The 16,839-nt window shown below is 51.9% G+C and carries 15 protein-coding genes and 1 pseudogene; 1 reads left to right on the plus strand and 15 read right to left on the minus strand.

Annotated elements, in window-relative coordinates; genetic code table 11:
* Positions 1 to 36 precede the first annotated feature (36 nt).
* Entirely contained in the window at positions 37 to 1,551 is a 1,515-nt protein-coding gene (dnaA, locus tag ABV298_RS03855; RefSeq protein ID WP_353720872.1) for a chromosomal replication initiator protein DnaA, read from the minus strand.
* A gap of 174 nt (positions 1,552 to 1,725) precedes the next feature.
* Here dnaA and scpA point away from each other — a divergent pair.
* Positions 1,726 to 4,654 (plus strand): annotated as a pseudogene (gene scpA, locus ABV298_RS03860) (methylmalonyl-CoA mutase).
* On the opposite strand, the gene ABV298_RS03865 reads toward scpA, so the two are convergent.
* The 14 genes from ABV298_RS03865 to ABV298_RS03930 form a co-directional block, all read right to left on the minus strand.
* A complete protein-coding gene (locus ABV298_RS03865) occupies positions 4,651 to 5,847 on the minus strand; it encodes a beta-ketoacyl-[acyl-carrier-protein] synthase family protein (RefSeq protein WP_353720873.1) in 1,197 nt (398 codons plus the stop codon). The pseudogene scpA and the gene ABV298_RS03865 overlap by 4 nt on opposite strands.
* Positions 5,848 to 5,853: 6 nt before the next feature.
* Positions 5,854 to 6,120: a phosphopantetheine-binding protein gene (locus tag ABV298_RS03870; protein WP_353720874.1), complete on the minus strand. Its 267-nt coding sequence runs from the start codon at positions 6,118 to 6,120 to the stop codon at positions 5,854 to 5,856.
* A gap of 78 nt (positions 6,121 to 6,198) precedes the next feature.
* Positions 6,199 to 7,476, minus strand: coding sequence for an ABC transporter permease (locus tag ABV298_RS03875; protein ID WP_353720875.1), 1,278 nt, complete (start codon positions 7,474 to 7,476; stop codon positions 6,199 to 6,201).
* Between the two features lie 4 nt (positions 7,477 to 7,480).
* Positions 7,481 to 8,230 carry an ABC transporter ATP-binding protein gene (locus ABV298_RS03880; RefSeq protein ID WP_353720876.1) on the minus strand — a complete coding sequence of 250 codons (750 nt, stop codon included), beginning with the start codon at positions 8,228 to 8,230 and terminating at the stop codon, positions 7,481 to 7,483.
* A 10-nt stretch (positions 8,231 to 8,240) separates the two neighbouring features.
* Positions 8,241 to 9,272 carry a BtrH N-terminal domain-containing protein gene (locus ABV298_RS03885; RefSeq protein ID WP_353720877.1) on the minus strand — a complete coding sequence of 344 codons (1,032 nt, stop codon included), beginning with the start codon at positions 9,270 to 9,272 and terminating at the stop codon, positions 8,241 to 8,243.
* 4 nt (positions 9,273 to 9,276) lie between these two features.
* Complete coding sequence (locus ABV298_RS03890; RefSeq protein WP_353720878.1) at positions 9,277 to 9,675, minus strand: hypothetical protein; 399 nt, start codon at positions 9,673 to 9,675, stop codon at positions 9,277 to 9,279.
* A 53-nt stretch (positions 9,676 to 9,728) separates the two neighbouring features.
* A complete protein-coding gene (locus ABV298_RS03895) occupies positions 9,729 to 10,871 on the minus strand; it encodes a beta-ketoacyl-ACP synthase III (RefSeq protein ID WP_353720879.1) in 1,143 nt (380 codons plus the stop codon).
* Positions 10,871 to 11,782 carry a hypothetical protein gene (locus ABV298_RS03900; RefSeq protein WP_353720880.1) on the minus strand — a complete coding sequence of 304 codons (912 nt, stop codon included), beginning with the start codon at positions 11,780 to 11,782 and terminating at the stop codon, positions 10,871 to 10,873. The genes ABV298_RS03895 and ABV298_RS03900 overlap by 1 nt, the downstream gene beginning before the upstream one ends.
* Before the next feature lie 27 nt (positions 11,783 to 11,809).
* On the minus strand, positions 11,810 to 12,292 hold the full coding sequence (locus ABV298_RS03905; RefSeq protein ID WP_353720881.1) for a hypothetical protein: 483 nt from the start codon (positions 12,290 to 12,292) through the stop codon (positions 11,810 to 11,812).
* A 42-nt stretch (positions 12,293 to 12,334) separates the two neighbouring features.
* On the minus strand, positions 12,335 to 13,393 hold the full coding sequence (locus tag ABV298_RS03910; RefSeq protein WP_353720882.1) for a methyltransferase: 1,059 nt from the start codon (positions 13,391 to 13,393) through the stop codon (positions 12,335 to 12,337).
* Positions 13,390 to 14,130: a YdcF family protein gene (locus ABV298_RS03915; protein ID WP_353720883.1), complete on the minus strand. Its 741-nt coding sequence runs from the start codon at positions 14,128 to 14,130 to the stop codon at positions 13,390 to 13,392. The genes ABV298_RS03910 and ABV298_RS03915 overlap by 4 nt, the downstream gene beginning before the upstream one ends.
* 131 nt (positions 14,131 to 14,261) lie before the next feature.
* Positions 14,262 to 14,894, minus strand: a complete 633-nt coding sequence (locus tag ABV298_RS03920) for a hypothetical protein (RefSeq protein WP_353720884.1) — start codon at positions 14,892 to 14,894, stop codon at positions 14,262 to 14,264.
* Positions 14,895 to 14,920: 26 nt separating this feature from the next.
* Positions 14,921 to 15,535 (minus strand): hypothetical protein, encoded by a 615-nt coding sequence (locus tag ABV298_RS03925; protein ID WP_353720885.1) that lies wholly within the window; start codon positions 15,533 to 15,535, stop codon positions 14,921 to 14,923.
* 34 nt (positions 15,536 to 15,569) lie between these two features.
* Positions 15,570 to 16,820 carry an AMP-binding protein gene (locus ABV298_RS03930; protein ID WP_353720886.1) on the minus strand — a complete coding sequence of 417 codons (1,251 nt, stop codon included), beginning with the start codon at positions 16,818 to 16,820 and terminating at the stop codon, positions 15,570 to 15,572.
* Between the last annotated feature and the right edge of the window lie 19 nt (positions 16,821 to 16,839).

Here is a 16,839-nt window from a genome sequence, read left to right on the forward strand (position 1 = left end):
CAAGAAATTGGTTCCCGAACATTGATACGCCGGTTTCTACTTAAAGTAACTGCGAAGCTTTTGTAAAGTTTCTTCCACGTCCGGCGTTTCGTCCATCAAAAGGTTAATGCTCTGAATGGAATGGATAACCGTACTATGGTCGCGGCCCCCAAAATGGTAGCCGATGGATTTGAGCGGCAGGTCGGTGTATTCCTTCGCGAGGTACATCGCAAGCTGGCGTGGGTAAACGACCTCTTTTTTGCGGCTCTTGCTTTTCAGGTCGGCGATGGAAACCTGGAAATAATCGGCGATGATCTCCTGAATGGTGTCGATCGTCACCTCCTTATCCTCGTTCATCACGATGTTGCGAAGCGTGTTTTTGGCCAGTTCGACATCGATATTGCGGCGTGTGAGCGACGCCTGGGCCATCAGGGAAACGATTACGCCTTCCAGCTCCCTGACGTTCGAATTCACGCTGTGCGCAATGTATTCGATCACGTCGTAGTCGATCGAAATGCCTTCGGACTGTATCTTTTTCTGGATAATCGCGATACGCGTCTCGAAATCCGGGGCCTGCAAATCGGCGGTGAGCCCCCATTTAAAGCGGGACAGCAGACGGTCCTGCAAACCTTGCAGCTCCCGCGGTGGGCGGTCGCTTGTCATGATGATCTGCTTGCCTAGCTGGTGCAGGTGGTTGAAAATATGGAAGAACGTATCCTGCGTCTTTTCCTTGCCTGACAGGAACTGTACGTCGTCGATCGCCAGCACGTCCACCTTCATATAAAAATCGGTGAATTCCTGCAAGGTGTTGTTGCGGATCGAGTTGATAAACTGGTTGGTGAATTTCTCGGAGGATACGTACAGTACCAGCTTGTTTTCGAAATGGTTGGTGATGTAATTCCCGATGGCCTGCACGAGGTGCGTTTTGCCCAGCCCCACGCCTCCATACATCATCAGCGGATTGAACGAGGTAAGCCCCGGGCGCTGCGCCACCGCGAAACCAGCCGAGCGCGCAAGCCTGTTACAGTCCCCCTCGATGAAATTGTCAAAGGAATAATTGGGATTCAGATAGGTGTCGAGCGTGAGCGAGTCCTGGTCTTTTTCCTTCACGCTCGCGCTTGTGCGCGGGTCTGTCGAGAAATTGTCCGGCCTGGAATAATTTGGAGATTTCTGGGTCGAGACATTCATCGTCAGCGGCTGGTGCTTCTCGTTACCGGTGTCGACGATAATGGAATATTCCAATAATCCATCGCGCCCGATCGCATAGTCCAGCGCCTTCCTCAGCAGATTGACGTAATTATCTTCCAGCCATTCATAGAAAAACTGGCTGGGAACCTGCACCGTAAGTACTTTACCGTAGAGTTTTAAGGGACGAATGGGTTCAAACCACGTCTTAAAACTCTGTTCGGGAATATGCTGCTGAATAATTCTCAGGCAAGCATCCCAAACCTGGTCTACCTCTCTATTTGTGCTGACTCTTTCCAATGTATAATTTACCAAACTCTGAGTATCATAATTCAAAAGGACGGCAAAGATATAAAAATACCTGATCTCCCAAGATGAATCGGACATTCAATTTAACAGCTACCGGGTGTATCTGCAAGCCTGAAAATAAAATCGCGAGCCTAATCGTGTCCAGAAGGTTACAGAAGCCGTTTTGAAATTTCAACTCCCGTTTTTAAGCCTCAAAATTTGTAGTTTTGCTAATCGCACCCGTCCCTGAACCGGCCATTAATCCTATTACCCATGTCAGCAAACCTGTTTTCGGAATTCAGCCCATCGGACAAATCGTCGTGGGAGAAACTCGCTGCCAAGGAAGTAAAGGGGCGTACGGAACTGCTCGATGCCTGGGAAACAGCGTCGGGAATACATTTACAGCCTTACCTTACCAGAGAGGAAGTCGATTGGAAGGCGGCTGCGGAAATTTCGAAGGCACAGAAGCGAACTCCCGGCTGGCTGAACCTGAACCTGTTACCCGATTACCAGCTTCCGCCGGATCAAATCAGCGCGCCGTCGAGTGACCCCGTGACGGAACTTGTTACAGTCCTTTCCACATTCGCTGAAACAATCGGGAAAGCAGCACGCGAGGGCATGTCGCGGACAGAGGCTTTCAGCCGCGTATGCATTACCGTGCCCATCGGCTCCCGATATCTCACAGAAGTCGCCAAGCTGAGGGCATTGCGGTATCTTTTGCGTAAAATATCGATGACCTACGACATTCGCGACAGGGCACCCTTCATCCGCGGTATTTCTTCGCTCGAATATAAAGCCGGACACTCCGACTACACAAATCTGGTACGGGCCACCGCCCAGGCGATGAGCGCCATTATCGGCGGATGCGACGCTATCACGATATTGCCGTTCGAAAATCGAAAGGACAATGCGTTGGCTGCACGGCTGGCATGCCATATTTCCCCTATCCTCGAACATGAGAGTTTTTTTGGCAAAGTCACCGACCCGGCGGCGGGCTCGTATTTGCTGGAAAATATGACTCGTCAACTGGTCGCCGCGGCCTGGGAGCGATTTTTGGAAAATAAGAATCAGGCCATTTTCACTCATGTTCCTGACGGAATTTTACCGGAACCGGTTACGCAAAACGAACCCTTCCTGACCGCAGAAGGCATAGCGCTTAAAACTACATTCACCGCGGAAGACCTCGCCGGTGCCGAACACCTCGCGTTCGGTGCTGGAATGCCTCCCTTTCTTCGGGGGCCATACGCCAGTATGTACCTCGAACGCCCCTGGACAATCCGGCAGTATGCCGGCTTTTCGACGGCGTCCGAATCCAACGCTTTTTACCGCCGGAACCTGGCTGCCGGGCAAAAAGGCTTGTCCGTCGCATTCGACCTCGCTACGCACAGGGGGGTATGATTCGGATCACCCGCGCGTGACGGGGGACGTGGGCAAGGCGGGCGTAGCGATCGACTCGGTTGAGGATATGAAAGTGTTGTTCGACCAGATTCCGCTGGACCAAATGTCGGTGTCGATGACGATGAATGGTGCGGTAATTCCCGTAATGGCTTTTTTTATCGTCGCTGCCGAAGAGCAGGGCGTTGCACCGGGGCAGCTCACAGGGACGATCCAGAACGACATCCTGAAAGAATTTATGGTGCGGAATACCTACATCTATCCGCCCGGACCATCCATGCGCATTGTAGGAGATATTTTCGCCTACGCGTCGCAACATATGCCACGCTTCAATTCGATCAGCATCAGCGGCTATCACATGCACGAGGCAGGGGCGCCCGCACACATGGAGCTCGCATACACGCTGGCGGACGGTCTGGAGTACATTCGCACCGGCCTGGCAGCCGGCATACCCATCGACGATTTCGCGCCACGGCTCTCATTTTTCTGGGGAACGGGGATGAATCATTTCATGGAAATCGCCAAAATGCGGGCCGGGCGCATGCTTTGGGCTAAAATCGTGAAGCAGTTTAACCCGCGAAACGAAAAGTCGCTGATGCTGCGCACGCATTGCCAGACCAGCGGTTATAGCCTCACGGAACAAGAGCCTTTCAATAACATCGCGCGCACCACGATCGAAGCTATGGCGGCGGTGATGGGTCACACCCAATCGTTACATACCAATTCTTTTGACGAAGCCATTGCGCTGCCTACCGATTTTTCCGCACGCATTGCACGGGATACGCAGCTTTTTATTCAGAACGAAACCGACCTTTGCAAGGCGGTCGATCCCTGGGGAGGCTCCTATTACGTCGAATACCTTACTATGCAGCTCGCGCAGAAGGCGTGGCAACTCGTTACCGAGGTGGAAGCTCTCGGCGGCATGACGAAAGCCATCGAAACCGGTTTGCCAAAAATGCGTATCGAGGAAGCCGCCGCGAGAAAGCAGGCGCGGATCGACGCCGGCAAGGAGGTTCTTGTGGGTGTGAATCGATATAAAAGTGAGGAAAAAGCCTCTTTTGAAATCCTGCAAATCGACAACGAGGCGGTCAGAAAGGCGCAGGTAGCCGGACTGCAAGCGATTCGTGCCCGCAGGAACGAAGCGGACGTGCAAAGCGCACTCGACCGCATTACCCGGGCTTGCAGCGAGTCGGGCGGAAAAGATATGCGGTCAAATCTGCTCGCATTAGCCATCGACGCAGCCCGCAAAAGAGCTACATTAGGAGAAATTTCAGACGCGATGGAAAAGGAATTCGGACGTTACCAGGCTAAGACCCTGTCGGTTTCCGGCGTGTACCGGGCCGAAGCTTCGGAGGATGAAAACTTCCGGCGTGCGAGGGAAATGTCCGATGCATTTGCCCGGGCAGAAGGGCGCAGGCCGCGTATTATGGTGGCCAAAATGGGCCAGGACGGCCACGACCGGGGCGCGAAAGTAATCGCGACGAGCTTCGCTGACCTGGGCTTCGACGTGGACATTGCACCGCTGTTCCAGACGCCACAGGAAGTTGCATTGCAGGCTGTGGAGAACGACGTGCATCTTATCGGCGCATCGAGCCTGGCAGCGGGGCACAAGACCCTCATCCCGGAACTGATCGCGGAACTGAATAAACTCGGCCGGGCCGATATTATGGTGATTGCCGGCGGGGTAATCCCCGCGCAGGATTATCAATTCCTTTACGATGCGGGGGTAAAAGGCATTTTCGGCCCTGGAACGGTGATTTCAGTGGCTGCGCAGGAGATTCTCGCCAAACTGATGCAGGAAAGCTAATTCACTCCGGCGAAAACCAGCGAAGTGCAATTTCCGCCAAAACCGAACGAATTGGAAAGTGCATAGCGCAAATCCCGGCCATCCTGCCGTTCGGTGACCGGCGCAGAACCGGGGCCGCCAATCGGCTTATCCACATTCAGGTTCGGGAAGAGCTCCGAATGCACGATACTCAGAATGCTGTAAATCGCCTCCACAGCCCCGGCGGCACCGAGCGTATGCCCGGTAAACGCCTTGGTAGAACTGTACGGCGGTATCCGCCCGAACAACTCTCCCATTCCGTAAAATTCGACCTGGTCGTTGTTCTGCGTACCGGTGCCATGGGCATTGATATAGCCGATCTGCGAAGCATTTATTCCCGCCGAACCGATCGCCTCGCGCATACAGCGGATCGCGCCGGTGGCTTCGTCAGACATGGCCGAAGGGTGGTGGGCGTCGTTGGCATTGCCGAACCCCGCCACTTCCGCGTACACTTTCCTGCCGGCCGCCAGTTCCCCGGCTTCCAGCACAAGGTAAGCAGCGCCTTCGCCCAGGTTAAGGCCGTCGCGATCGGTATCGAAAGGCCTGCATGGCGCCCCGGAGAGGATTTTCAATGCATTGAACCCATTTACCGTATACTTCGCCAGGCTGTCGACACCGCCTACAATTGCCCTTTTTACCCTTCCTGACCGGATCAATCTCGCCCCGAGCATAATCGCATTGGCGGAAGACGAGCAGGCCGTATTGATCGTATCCGTAAAGCCCCTGATGTGGTGCCGTTTAATGAGTTTCAATGTGTGTGCCGCGCAGCCGTACGCTTCCAGGTACTCGGAGCCTCCCGATTTGTGGTTGGCATCCTCATAGAGCTGGTCGGTGAGACACATGCCTCCCACCGTGCTGGCGGAGATCAGGGCGGTGTCAAGCGATGAAAGCTGGCCCGGAGTGAGTCCTGCATCGGCGACGGCTTCGGTGAACGCCATATCCGCGAGCAGGCATGTACGCGTGTACCCCGCTGCGGATTCGAGCCCTTGCGCCGCTTTCAGCTCCTTATTGCTCATTTTAACCTCGCCGAAGGGCAACTGCGACGCGTATAGCGATTCGAAAAAGGCGGCCTTCCCTACCCCCGACCGACCGTTGCGCAGGCTCTCGTGGTTTTCCCGAACATTGTTGCCGATCGCGGAAATCGCGCCCATACCAGTCACCAGCACCCTTTCCATCGAACGTTACGCGGCTTTTATATTGGCGAGAATATATTCCGCCATGTGATTCACATCGACGAGGATCTTGCGGCCCTCCGCCGGATTATTGATTTTAATACCATATTCCCTTTCGAGCAGCACCACCAGTTCGAGCGAATCGATGGAATCCAGCCCCAGATCGCCGCCAAAAAGCGGCTCGTCGTCCTTGATGTCCTGAGGGTTAATATCGAGCAGGTTCAGGTATTGTACAATTTGCCCTTTCAGAATGGGCTTCAAGCTTTCTATGTCCATATTGATTTGTTAGTCGCTTCTAAAATCACCGGTGAGCTGCGCTGACCGGCAGAGGGTGCACGGGATAGAATTTCAAACTTAAATAATTCTTTCCAACCGTAGCTTAAAATATGTACCAAGTTGGCAAAACACGATGAAAATGCCCAGAAAAACGAATACCGTTCGCAAATCATGCCAGCTACCGCCTTTGAGGAACAGTACGTAAAATCCTTCGAGGCACCAATGCAGCGGGGAAAAATTGCTAAAAAACTGCATGAAACCCGGCATTACGAAAGTGGGTACCAGAATGCCGCCGATCGCCCCGAAGATAATAATGGAAATCGCGCCGAAACCATTGGCCTGCTGCTCGGTACGGGCAAATGCGCCGATCATTAAAGCATAACTCACAGCCGCCATACTACTGATGAAAATCACGGCAATGGTAGCGATTATATTGCCGGGAACGCTTAGCTTCGGCAAACCGAGTTCCGGCAATATCCAGACGCCCATCGAGAAAGTAAGCACCACTTGCAAAGCCGCAACGACCACGTAAACCGCCATTTTACTGAACATCACCATCATGAATGTGGTCGGCATGGTCTTCAAACGGAGGAAGCTGCCGCTGATCCGTTCCTTGACGATGTTGCTGCCCAGCGAAACGACCATGAAAAACATCGCGAAAATCGTCCAGGCAGGTACATTATGCTGCGTCGAATTCGGGATGGCGGTGGAATTATTGTTCCGGGCAACGATTTGATCGATGCGTACACGGTTCGAAATCATTTTTTGTTTAAGCTTCGCAGATTTTTCGGCAATATCCATATTGGCGTACATCCTGTCGATCATCAGCGAATTTTCGATCACGCTCATGTACGACTGGATTATGCTCATGACCGAGTAGCTGTAATTTTCCTGTAAAACGGGATCATTATAAAAGGAAAGCCGTGGCATGGAAGTCTCCTCGCGGGTAGTAGTATCGTGCCCGAGACCGAGATCGTCCATCAGAATACCGCTTACGTCCTCCGCATTGCTTTCAAGCCCGGCGGAGAATGTCGCCGGAATATACAATGCGATCATTTTCCCTCTCGATAATAGTTCCGAGCGCAAAGATTCCTGCGGAATGCCGTTTTGCGAATCTATCTTAAAAAGGCCCGAGTCTTTCAGCAAATCCACCAGTTTACTCCCTTCTTTTCCTTTATCGTGATTGACTACCAGCAGGGGGATCTGGTTTTCATTCACCATTTTATAGGCGCTGTCCTGGATGATCGTGATGATGAACACCAGCAGCAAAGGCATCAGAAACATCAAAGCCAGCCCCACTTTATCGTTGATAAGCAGCAGCAGTTCTTTGCGAAGTGACGAGTATAATTTAAACATAAGCTTAATCGCGGTACGCTTCGCCGGTGAGGTTGATAAACAATGTTTGCAGACTGGCAACCGAATGCACCGCTTTCAAATGCTGCAACCCGCCTGTTGCTATAACCTTTCCGTGATCGATCAGCGCGATATTTTTGCAAAACTCCTCCGCTTCCGACATATGGTGCGAAGTGTAAACGATGGTTGTCCCCGCCTGGTTAAGCTGCTGTAAATAGCGGATGATGGCATTCCGGCTCTGCACGTCCACACCGACTGTCGGCTCGTCGAGGAAAAGGATATCCGGCTCGTGGATTATGCCGATGGCGAGATTCACACGCCGCTTCATTCCGCCCGAAAATGTTCCTACTTTCTTGTCGGCTGCTTTTCCAAGCCCCAGCACTTCGAGCAAATGCTCGCGGCGTTCTTCCAGCCTGCCTTTCGACAGGTTATACATCGCCCCGAAGTAGTCGAGGTTCTGGCGGGGCGTCAGTTCCTGGTAAAAGGCATATTCCTGGGGCACAAAACCGATCCGGCTCTTTCGCTCCGCATCGGAATACTGCCTGCCATTGTAGTAGAACCGCACACTGCCCGCCGAAACGGGAATAATGCCGCAAAGAATGGAGATCAGCGTCGTTTTACCCGCACCATTCGGCCCGAGCAGCCCGAAAACATCCGATTGCGCAATGTCGAGCGAAACGGCGGACAGGCTATCCTCGCCGGCGGATTTATAACGCTTGTAAACATCCCTGATCTCAATGCACACTGTACCAGCCATAGCCACACGCTTACTTTACAAGCTTCAAGCGGGACAGTTTCTGAAATGCCTCTTTCTCGACCAGACGGATTTCCAGCATCATATCGGCGATTTCCTCAAAATCTTTTTGTTCGGTGAGGCGGCCTTTGTACACACCCGCCATTTTAATGGCGCTGGCACGCCACATGTCTCCGGCTTTGGTGAAATCTTCGGAAATATTGGCTACACGGTCGTCCTGCAAATAGGCCGCGGCTTCTTCCAGGAACGCGCCGTACAGGAAGCGGAAGCCGCCGCCGCCGGTGCCGATCTCCTCCTGCATCCTTACAATCTGACCCAGGTACAGGCCTGCCTTGCGTAAACCCAGCTTCTCGCGCCATTTGCGGACGTGGTTCGAAGTGTGCCGGATGCCGTTCACCCCCGCGAAATTACCCGGAATGTTCAGCATATCGCGCACATTGCGGCGAATACCCCTCGCGATTCCCTTGCGTATCATGTCCGCGGAAACGGGTTTTATTTTTTCGGGGAAATAAATATGGCCCCTGGGTGCCAGCGGGCCCTGCGCGAAACGCACGCGGGAAAGTTCTTCTCTGGAAAGCGACGTAACGTCCTCCATCACCGGATCGCTGATCAGGTAACGACCGTTCTCTTCGCCAAAAACGATAAGGTTATGGGCGTTAAAATGAAAGCGGTATTCTTTAGGGAAATAGCTGAGGTGAAAAACCCCCACCTGGCAGCCTACCGGCGCACCTTCCCTCACTTTTTGGTCCAGGAATGCCTCCGCTGCCGCCGGGTTCGAGAATTTCCTGCGGGTAACCTCTACTCCAAGCGACTTGCAGGTTCTCTTAAAGATTGCGCCGGGCATGGTACGGAAAGAAATCGCCGGGCCGTTGTTGACAGTCAGAAATGGTATTTGTATATAAAACAGGCCAGAGCCCATTCCAAACGCCAGCGGCTCGGTCATGAAATCGAGGCCGTGGTAGCGTAGCAATGCGGTTGTTACCCCGTTCTCGCAATGGGCGGTCTGCACGTGGCGGAATTCATCCGTTTGGCTATCAATGTTCACTGGATCAACCTTTAAAATTTTTCAATTCGCTCACGGTAATGTCGAAAGCCCTGGCGTATTTTTCCAGCTTTCTTTCGCTCAGGTTTTTAAAAACGGATGGTTTGAAGTGTCGTTTGATAAAAAACGGGAAAATCCCCGTGTAGCCCGAAAGGACCGACAAATCCATCAGGCGAAGTTCCATAAAATAGTATACCGGGCTTTTTTCCCCGTTTGCTACCGCCCGCCGCGCCGCTTCCACTCTTTCGTTGACCTCCTCCCAGGCGCTGTCGAGCGCCTGCTTTTTGATTTCCCAGCCCTTGCTCAATGCGGTTTCGTATTTGCCGTCGTCGTTTTTGACGTAGCATACTTCCCGGGTGAATTTATCGAGCGCGCCGGGATCCTGCGGAAGTTCTTCCTTTTTCATGGTTATGGGCAGCTATGATGGTTACAATAACGCACGCCGGGCTTCCGGCCCGGTCAGCATACGGTGAGCAGGCAAAACATGTACGAGAAACGCGAGCTCTCGGGCACTGCCAGCAATATTTTCTCGCCCTTTTTCAAAGCCCCGCTATTGAATACTTCTTCCAGCATCATATAAATGGAAGCCGCACCGACGTTACCTTTCGTCACGAGGTTGGTATACCATTTTTCTTTGGGAACGGGCATGCCGTTTTCTTTGAAAAACTCGTCGATTTTACCTTCGAAGAAATAGCTGGACAAATGCGGCAGGAAGTAGCTCACATCGTCCATAGCCATTCCCTTTTTTATCAGAATATCTTTCAGCTTCGCGAAACCTAATTTAACAATTTTTTCGCCTAACAGCTTCACATCCTGCTTGATACTCAATATCGATTGCTCCTTGATTTCCTCGGCTGTGTAATCCTTGTAGCTCTTCAGTGTACCGTCTTCCAGCTTGTCGGCGCCCATGTACATACACGGCTCCACCTCGTTGGCGTACGAGCAGCCTTCGATCCAGTCTATTCTCAGGGAGATTCCATCCTTGTTCGGGGCCGGTTCCACCAGGAATGCCCCCGCACCGTCGGAGAGCATCCAGCGAAGGAAGTCTTTCTCAAATGCCAGATAAGGGTTCTTTTCCAGCCGGGCAAGCTGCTGCACCTCGTCTTCGAACTGATCGGCCCGCAATATGGTCGACAGCCGTTCCGAAGCGCAGGACACCGCTTTCTGTTTCTCGCCGAGCTTCACCGCCATATAGGCATACTTGAACGCATGCATCCCGGCGCAGCAAACACCCGAGGGCGATACCACTTCTATCGACGCCGCTTCGGGCAGGTTACCGTGCACCATCGAGCCATGCGAAGGCATCAGCTGATCGGGGCTCGATGTGGCGCAGCTCAGCAGATCCATTTCGCCGATCTCCGCGGGATTATTTTTAAAAAGGCCCTTAATGGCAAGCGACGCCATTTCCGCATTGGTGTGCGTGGGGGTTCCGTCTTTCCGCAATGCGTAGTACCTGTTTTTGATCCCGTTATTGCGCAGAACAATCGCTTTCGACTTAGAGGGTTTTCCGTTGATGTATCCTAAATATTCTTCCATTTCCTCATTGGAAACGGACTCATTCGGTAAAAACTTGGCAATTCTGGTAATATATGCTTCTGACATTATAATTTGGTTTCTACACCACAAAAGTATTCTTTTTTCTTCTTAATCGCATTCGCGGTAAACGGCGCGACCAGTAACCGGTACAACGTGACCAACACCGGCGCGACCATAAAAAGAGCTACCAGCAGGTAATATTTGAAAAAACCGACCAGTCGTTTCCGCTTTTCGGGGGTAGTGCCTTTTGTCTTGATCAGGTTCGCCCAGATCCTGAAAAGTTTTTTCGCCCGCCCTTCGATGAAAAGGATGTCGGTAGGTATCCCGATGAGGCCCGTGGCCATAATCTCTTTCTGTAAACCTGCGTATTCCCGGCTTTCGTAGCATTTTTTGACGATGGCACCGAAACGCGCCGCGCTCTGAATGTCCTCGTCACTCACCCCCGGCTTCGGGAAAATGCCCCATTTGCGGTCCTTCCGGCCGGTGAGCATCCAATGCAGAATGGTCACCGCGCTGACGAGGTTTGAAACGCGGTCCATCAGCGGGATATTGCCCACAAGCCTGCCGCCGGCATCGGCGATCAGCTTTTTGACGCTCTCCTGCGAATTGAGCCACATATTCCTCCCAGCGATCACGGTCACAACCGGCGTGCCGCGCAGCCGGGCCTGAAACCCGGGCGATTTCAGCAGGGAGGTAACCGGAAGCGATGGCGACAGAAACCAGGGCTGGTAACCGATCACAATGAGGTCGTAGCGCTCGGCGCCGAAATGCAACGGTTGAAGCGCAATTGGCTCTTCCTGCACGCATTCGGGCATCTTGTCGAAAAACTCGTCGGTAGTCCAGGGAAAAGCAAAAGGCTTTTCCGGGAAAATTTCCAGTCGCTCTACTGTTTCAGGTGCGAACGGTTTGAGAAACTGTCCGATGATTTCATTTAGCTGACCTGACTGCGAGTAGTTTACAACGAGTATATTTTTCATTGAGCGATGAAAATCCTGTTAATGCTTCTATTTGAGATCCGACTCTTTCAACACCTTCGAATCCTTCGCGTAATCGGCGATGACGTTTTTAAGGTCGGCGTCCAGCTTGTCATAGCCCGAAACCACCGCCTGCTTATCGGCATCTATTTCCTTATTGTATTTCAAAATCCCCGGCGCGTGCTCCTGTACGGTCAGGCGCAGGAAACGGAACTCCGTGTTGCCCGGATTATTTTTGATCTCGTCTTCGAGCAAGTGTACGCCCTTTTTGAAGGTTTTTACTTTTTCCCCCACCCCTTTCACAAATCCCGCCTTTTTCATTGTCAATGCACCCTTATAGGCATTCAATTTAGGCGTCGCTTTCTCGGTTTCGAGCCTGGCGAGCATTTTATCGATTGATTCCTCCTGCCCGCTCGACAATGCTTTGTAATAGGTTTCCTTGTCGATCTGCGCCCGGACGGAAACGGTCGCCCCGAGCAGAAACGCAAGGCAAACCGCCATTAAACGCTTCATAGCTATCAATTTTTACTTATTCCGGATTGTAACCAAGGAATGTCAGGCCCTCTTCCTGCATTCCAGAATCGTGTGATAACTGTCGCCGATCAATGGATAAGTTTCAACCACTTCAAAACCCGCCTGGCAAACCAGCTCTTTCATCACGCCGATCCTGTACATCTTGCTATTGCCGTTGGCCATAATTGTAAAATATAAAGAGGTCGCCACCAGGCTGTAATGTGCAGCAGGATAATTCTGGTTATCAAAAAATGGTTCCAGAATGAAAAGGGTGGTATTTTCGGAAGCCGCCTGACAGGCATTTTCAAGTATCGCGACGATCTGCTCTTTGGAAAAGCAATCCAGGAACTGGCTCATCCAGATCACATCGGCGCCTTGCGGGATCTTTTGGGTTGTATCGAGCAGGTCGATCGCGTGAAAGTCGATACGGTCGAGCAAGCCTCTTTCGGCCGCATTCGCGCGGGCGACATTGAGCTGAACCGGCAAATCGAGTATTTTAATCCTAACATCGGCATCATGGGCGCAGCACGCGAACGACCATTTGCCGGTATTGCCGCCCACGTCGAAAATCAGTTTCGGCTGTTTGGAAAATACGATTTTTAACGCATCGGGGAATGCATTGTCGGAGTAGTAATGGTCAAATTCGAACCAGGACGTCTTGGCAGGTTCCGGCAGGATCGACAGACCTTCGTAGATCGTCGGCCAGCTACCCAGCTCTTTGAGGCCTTCGGGCTTGCCGTTGACGATGCTTTCGGTCATGTGGCTCGCACCCAGGTAGCACACGTCCCTCATGAAATTCATATTTACCCGGGTCATTTCGTCCTTCAAAAGGAAAAAGCCGATCTTGCTGATCCTGACGACATCGTTTTCCGTCTCCACCACGCCCAGAACTTCCGCCGCTTCGAGCAGGAGAGTGACACCGTATTCCGAGACGTTCACATTCCGGATAATGTTTTCGATGCTCACGCCCTTGCGGTTTTCGCCGATGTACTGCAAAATGCCCAGATCCCTCAACGCTACCACCGCCTGAAAGTACATCGGGCCAAACGCTATCTTTTGTGCTTCATACTTGGCTTCAATAGCCGACAATTCTTTTTTCATTGTACGCTTTTATTGTTCCCTGATTGTTCGGAAGAGGGTATCATCCTGTCCTTGTATCTCCTTCTGTATTTGGCTTTTTTCAAATCTTCTTCATGCCAGACAATATACTTGCCGATCGTGCCGCGGAAACGCTTGAAAAAACCTTCCCGATCCGACAGCTTCACAAAACCTTCCCTGACGACCGCATTGCTGTGGTCGGCTTTCGGCTCGTAGACGTTCAGCGTTTTAACCGTATCGATCACCGTCGGCAGCAAGCCGATCGGTAACTCGTACTTTTTGATGAACTTTTTCATGTAGCTCGTCTGAACGGGATCGGTGGAAAGCGCAATCTTTGAAAAGCCATGTTCTTTTGCTACACGGTAGGAATAGTATACGTTTTCGGTGCTGTGCTGGGCCTTTTCCTCGGTAAACAGATGCTCGCGGGGGATTCCGAGCGCCTCGGCATAATTGGCCATTACCCGGCTTTCGATATACGGGGTAGCTACCGCGCCCCCGGAAAAGATAACGTTTCTGGTATAACCTTTGGAATACAGATAGTACGCCCAGTGAATGCGTAATTGCAGCACCATGTCCCATTTCTCGCCGTTGTAAGGGAAGCCCGGCACGATGATCGCATCATACGGCGCTTCCCTGGCACCTTTTGTGAAAGCCTTCGCAGCCGAACGGTAGAGCATTTTACCACAGCCCGTAAAAAGCAGGCAGATCAGTAGCAGGAAAAACGAATTGGCTATACGCACGACGACGGGTTTTAAACAGTAAGCTGTGAAACGTTCACCAAACCCAGGCAAACAGATCACAGCTTACAAAAGAATGATATGGTATCGGTAATCAATCTGAGCTTTAAAAATAAACAATTCTATTTACTTTCTTATGCTTTGAAGGATTTGCTCCACTTCTTGTAAAGGTTTTTGTCGATCTCCTGGTTGATCTTGTAAACGCCGCCGGCCCAGTAATTACGGAAACCGAAACCGCCCGCTTTACCCTCGACTTTTTCGGTATGGATCACCTTTTTCGTAGCCAGGTCGATGAACGTTACCCAAGCGACCATCTTCTCGGCATTCTTATTGAGGCTTTCAACCACGTACACCACACCGATGCCGTCCTTTTCGCTCAATGAATATTTAGCGACGGATTTTTTCACCTGGTCTTCGGTAATGCTGTACTCGTCGTCGGTAATATTTTTCTCGACGTTCACCGATTTATTGTGCGCCACCATATCCTCTACTTTCGACTTGTACTGATCGTCTTTGAGGTTAAAAGCCTTTTGCAGCGAAAATTTCTTGGGTTCAAGCTCGATCAGGTTGTTCCAGCTCACGATGTGCTGGTTCTGGATCGCCTGTGCGTCGGTAAAACCTGCTTTCCCGATGTATTTGGCCTGCGTGAAGTCGAGACCCAGGAAAACCAGCCTGGTTTTACCTGCAACGAGGTCGGCCATGGTATTGTCTGCCTTAGCGAGCGCGGCATTAAACAATACAAATGCGAGGAGTAGTAACTTTTTCATAACGAGAGTAATTTGGAACGTTTGATTTATTTCAATTTTTTATCCAGGAACGCCGCCAGCGACTTGCCCGCTTTCGCGTAAGATTCGGCAATGCGTACGCCGGTGTCGAAATCGAATCCACCGAACTGGCCGCCCGGCACATTTCTCATCGCAATTTCGGCCACTTTGTTCGATTTGTTGGCCGATTCCACGAGGTCGACCTCAAAGTCCACATAGGCATTCTTACGCATGACCCCCACATTGAAACCAGGTTCTACGAATTTCGTTTTCACAATGAAGGTGTATTGTGCGTCCGGACGTGCTGTTACGGCCGTGAGGCCTTTGTCCGCCATTCCCTTGTTGAACAACTCTTCAAACTTCGGCTCGTAGCGGTTCTTGCGGTCTTCGACCCACGCTTTTTTCCAGGTATCGCCTTTACCGGCCTCCTTGGCATTATACTCCGCCGATTTCTTGTCGACATACTCCTGTTCGGTGGCGAATTTACCTACTCCGAAATCCGAATAATCGTATTCGACATTGACTGTTTTCTGCCCGGTCAACACGCCTAGATCACCTGAACGGAGGTCGACACGCTGGGCGAGGGCCGCGTCAGCGGCGAGGAACGAAATGGCCATTGCCGACGCGTAAATAAACTTTTTCATGAGCGTAAATTTTATTTTTATGGTAATAGAGGGGTCAAATATAGATCAATTTTTCAGGTTTGCGCTTTTCCTGTTTGTAGATACGGAAAGTTAGTTCTTCAGCGGTAACGAAAGTCAGTGCGGGCGATACCCGGAGCCTTGATTTGAATAGGGAATGCATGGTTTCCTTGAAAGCGGAGGTCTGCAATTGCATCGGCAGCACCACGGTGATCTCGTCGTTTCCAAACTCGTTTTTGGATACGACCACCTGGTACAAATCGATTTCTTTCACGGCGTCGAGCACGTCGAACAACGCAGGCGGAAAAATGGTCGTACCCTTGAATTTGATCATCTGTTGCTTCCGGCCCACCACCGGCCCGAGGCGCGGGCTCGTACGTCCGCACGCGCAAGGTTCATAATATACGTTACACAGGTCGCCCGTTTTGTAACGCAGCAGTGGCATCCCTTCCACACCGAGCGTAGTCACCACCACTTCGCCGAGCTCGCCGTCTTTTACGGCATCACCGTCGTCGTCGACCACTTCCAGAATGAGCAGGTCGGGGTTCAGATGCCCGCCTTTACCTTCGCCGCATTCGGTAAATGCGGCCCCCATTTCCGTGGATGCGTAGGTTGAATACAGCTTCACATCCCACTGCGAGGTAATGCGCTTGCCCAGTTCGTTCAAGGTAAAATCCGGGTTACGGATCGGCTCGCCGATGCAGATGATCGATTTAATACTCGAAGCCCTGAAATCGATGTCATTAGCAACCGCATAGTCGATCAGTCGCGGAATAAACGACGGAATAGCGATGATCACCGTCGGCGAAAACCGCTGGATGGATTCCCATTGCAAAAACGGCGCTCCCGGGCCGACGCGGATCATGCCTGCGCCCATTTTGCGCGCGCCCATCCAGTATGCGAGCCCGGCCATAAAACGGCGGTCGATAGTCGTCATCAGTTGGTAAATATCGTTTTCCGTCCCCCCCGCGCAACGGAACGACTGCGCTTCGTTCGTGGCCAGCCTTTCGACATCCGAATCGGTCAGGTAAAACGCCACGGGGTCGCTGAGGGTGCCCGAGGTCGTCACAAAATCGGTAATGCGGCTTTTGGGAACGCAGAGGAAATCGTCGTTGTATTGCGCCAGATCGTCCTTGGTCGTAAACGGCAGTCGGGCCAGGTCGGCCACCGACCTGATCGCGTCGACATTGATCTGATGGTCGCGGAAAACCCGCTTATAGTAATTGGAATAGTTGGAAACGTGCAATAAAAGCTGCTGCAAGGCCGGCTGCTGTGTTTCGGGATTCATGGCAATCAAAGGTTGGTAT

The organism is Dyadobacter sp. 676 (assembly GCF_040448675.1).
Classification (GTDB): Bacteria; Bacteroidota; Bacteroidia; order Cytophagales; family Spirosomataceae; genus Dyadobacter.

What these genes read in the sequence shown, in the direction of transcription:
- ABV298_RS03920 (WP_353720884.1), bottom strand. Translation starts at nt 14,894, where the DNA reads ATGAAAAAGTTACTACTCCTCGCATTTGTATTGTTTAATGCCGCGCTC.
- ABV298_RS03925 (WP_353720885.1), bottom strand. Translation starts at nt 15,535, where the DNA reads ATGAAAAAGTTTATTTACGCGTCGGCAATGGCCATTTCGTTCCTCGCC.
- dnaA (WP_353720872.1), bottom strand. Translation starts at nt 1,551, where the DNA reads ATGTCCGATTCATCTTGGGAGATCAGGTATTTTTATATCTTTGCCGTC.
- ABV298_RS03875 (WP_353720875.1), bottom strand. Translation starts at nt 7,476, where the DNA reads ATGTTTAAATTATACTCGTCACTTCGCAAAGAACTGCTGCTGCTTATC.
- ABV298_RS03865 (WP_353720873.1), bottom strand. Translation starts at nt 5,847, where the DNA reads ATGGAAAGGGTGCTGGTGACTGGTATGGGCGCGATTTCCGCGATCGGC.
- ABV298_RS03930 (WP_353720886.1), bottom strand. Translation starts at nt 16,820, where the DNA reads ATGAATCCCGAAACACAGCAGCCGGCCTTGCAGCAGCTTTTATTGCAC.
- ABV298_RS03900 (WP_353720880.1), bottom strand. Translation starts at nt 11,782, where the DNA reads ATGAAAAATATACTCGTTGTAAACTACTCGCAGTCAGGTCAGCTAAAT.
- ABV298_RS03910 (WP_353720882.1), bottom strand. Translation starts at nt 13,393, where the DNA reads ATGAAAAAAGAATTGTCGGCTATTGAAGCCAAGTATGAAGCACAAAAG.
- ABV298_RS03870 (WP_353720874.1), bottom strand. Translation starts at nt 6,120, where the DNA reads ATGGACATAGAAAGCTTGAAGCCCATTCTGAAAGGGCAAATTGTACAA.
- ABV298_RS03880 (WP_353720876.1), bottom strand. Translation starts at nt 8,230, where the DNA reads ATGGCTGGTACAGTGTGCATTGAGATCAGGGATGTTTACAAGCGTTAT.
- ABV298_RS03905 (WP_353720881.1), bottom strand. Translation starts at nt 12,292, where the DNA reads ATGAAGCGTTTAATGGCGGTTTGCCTTGCGTTTCTGCTCGGGGCGACC.
- ABV298_RS03890 (WP_353720878.1), bottom strand. Translation starts at nt 9,675, where the DNA reads ATGAAAAAGGAAGAACTTCCGCAGGATCCCGGCGCGCTCGATAAATTC.
- ABV298_RS03895 (WP_353720879.1), bottom strand. Translation starts at nt 10,871, where the DNA reads ATGTCAGAAGCATATATTACCAGAATTGCCAAGTTTTTACCGAATGAG.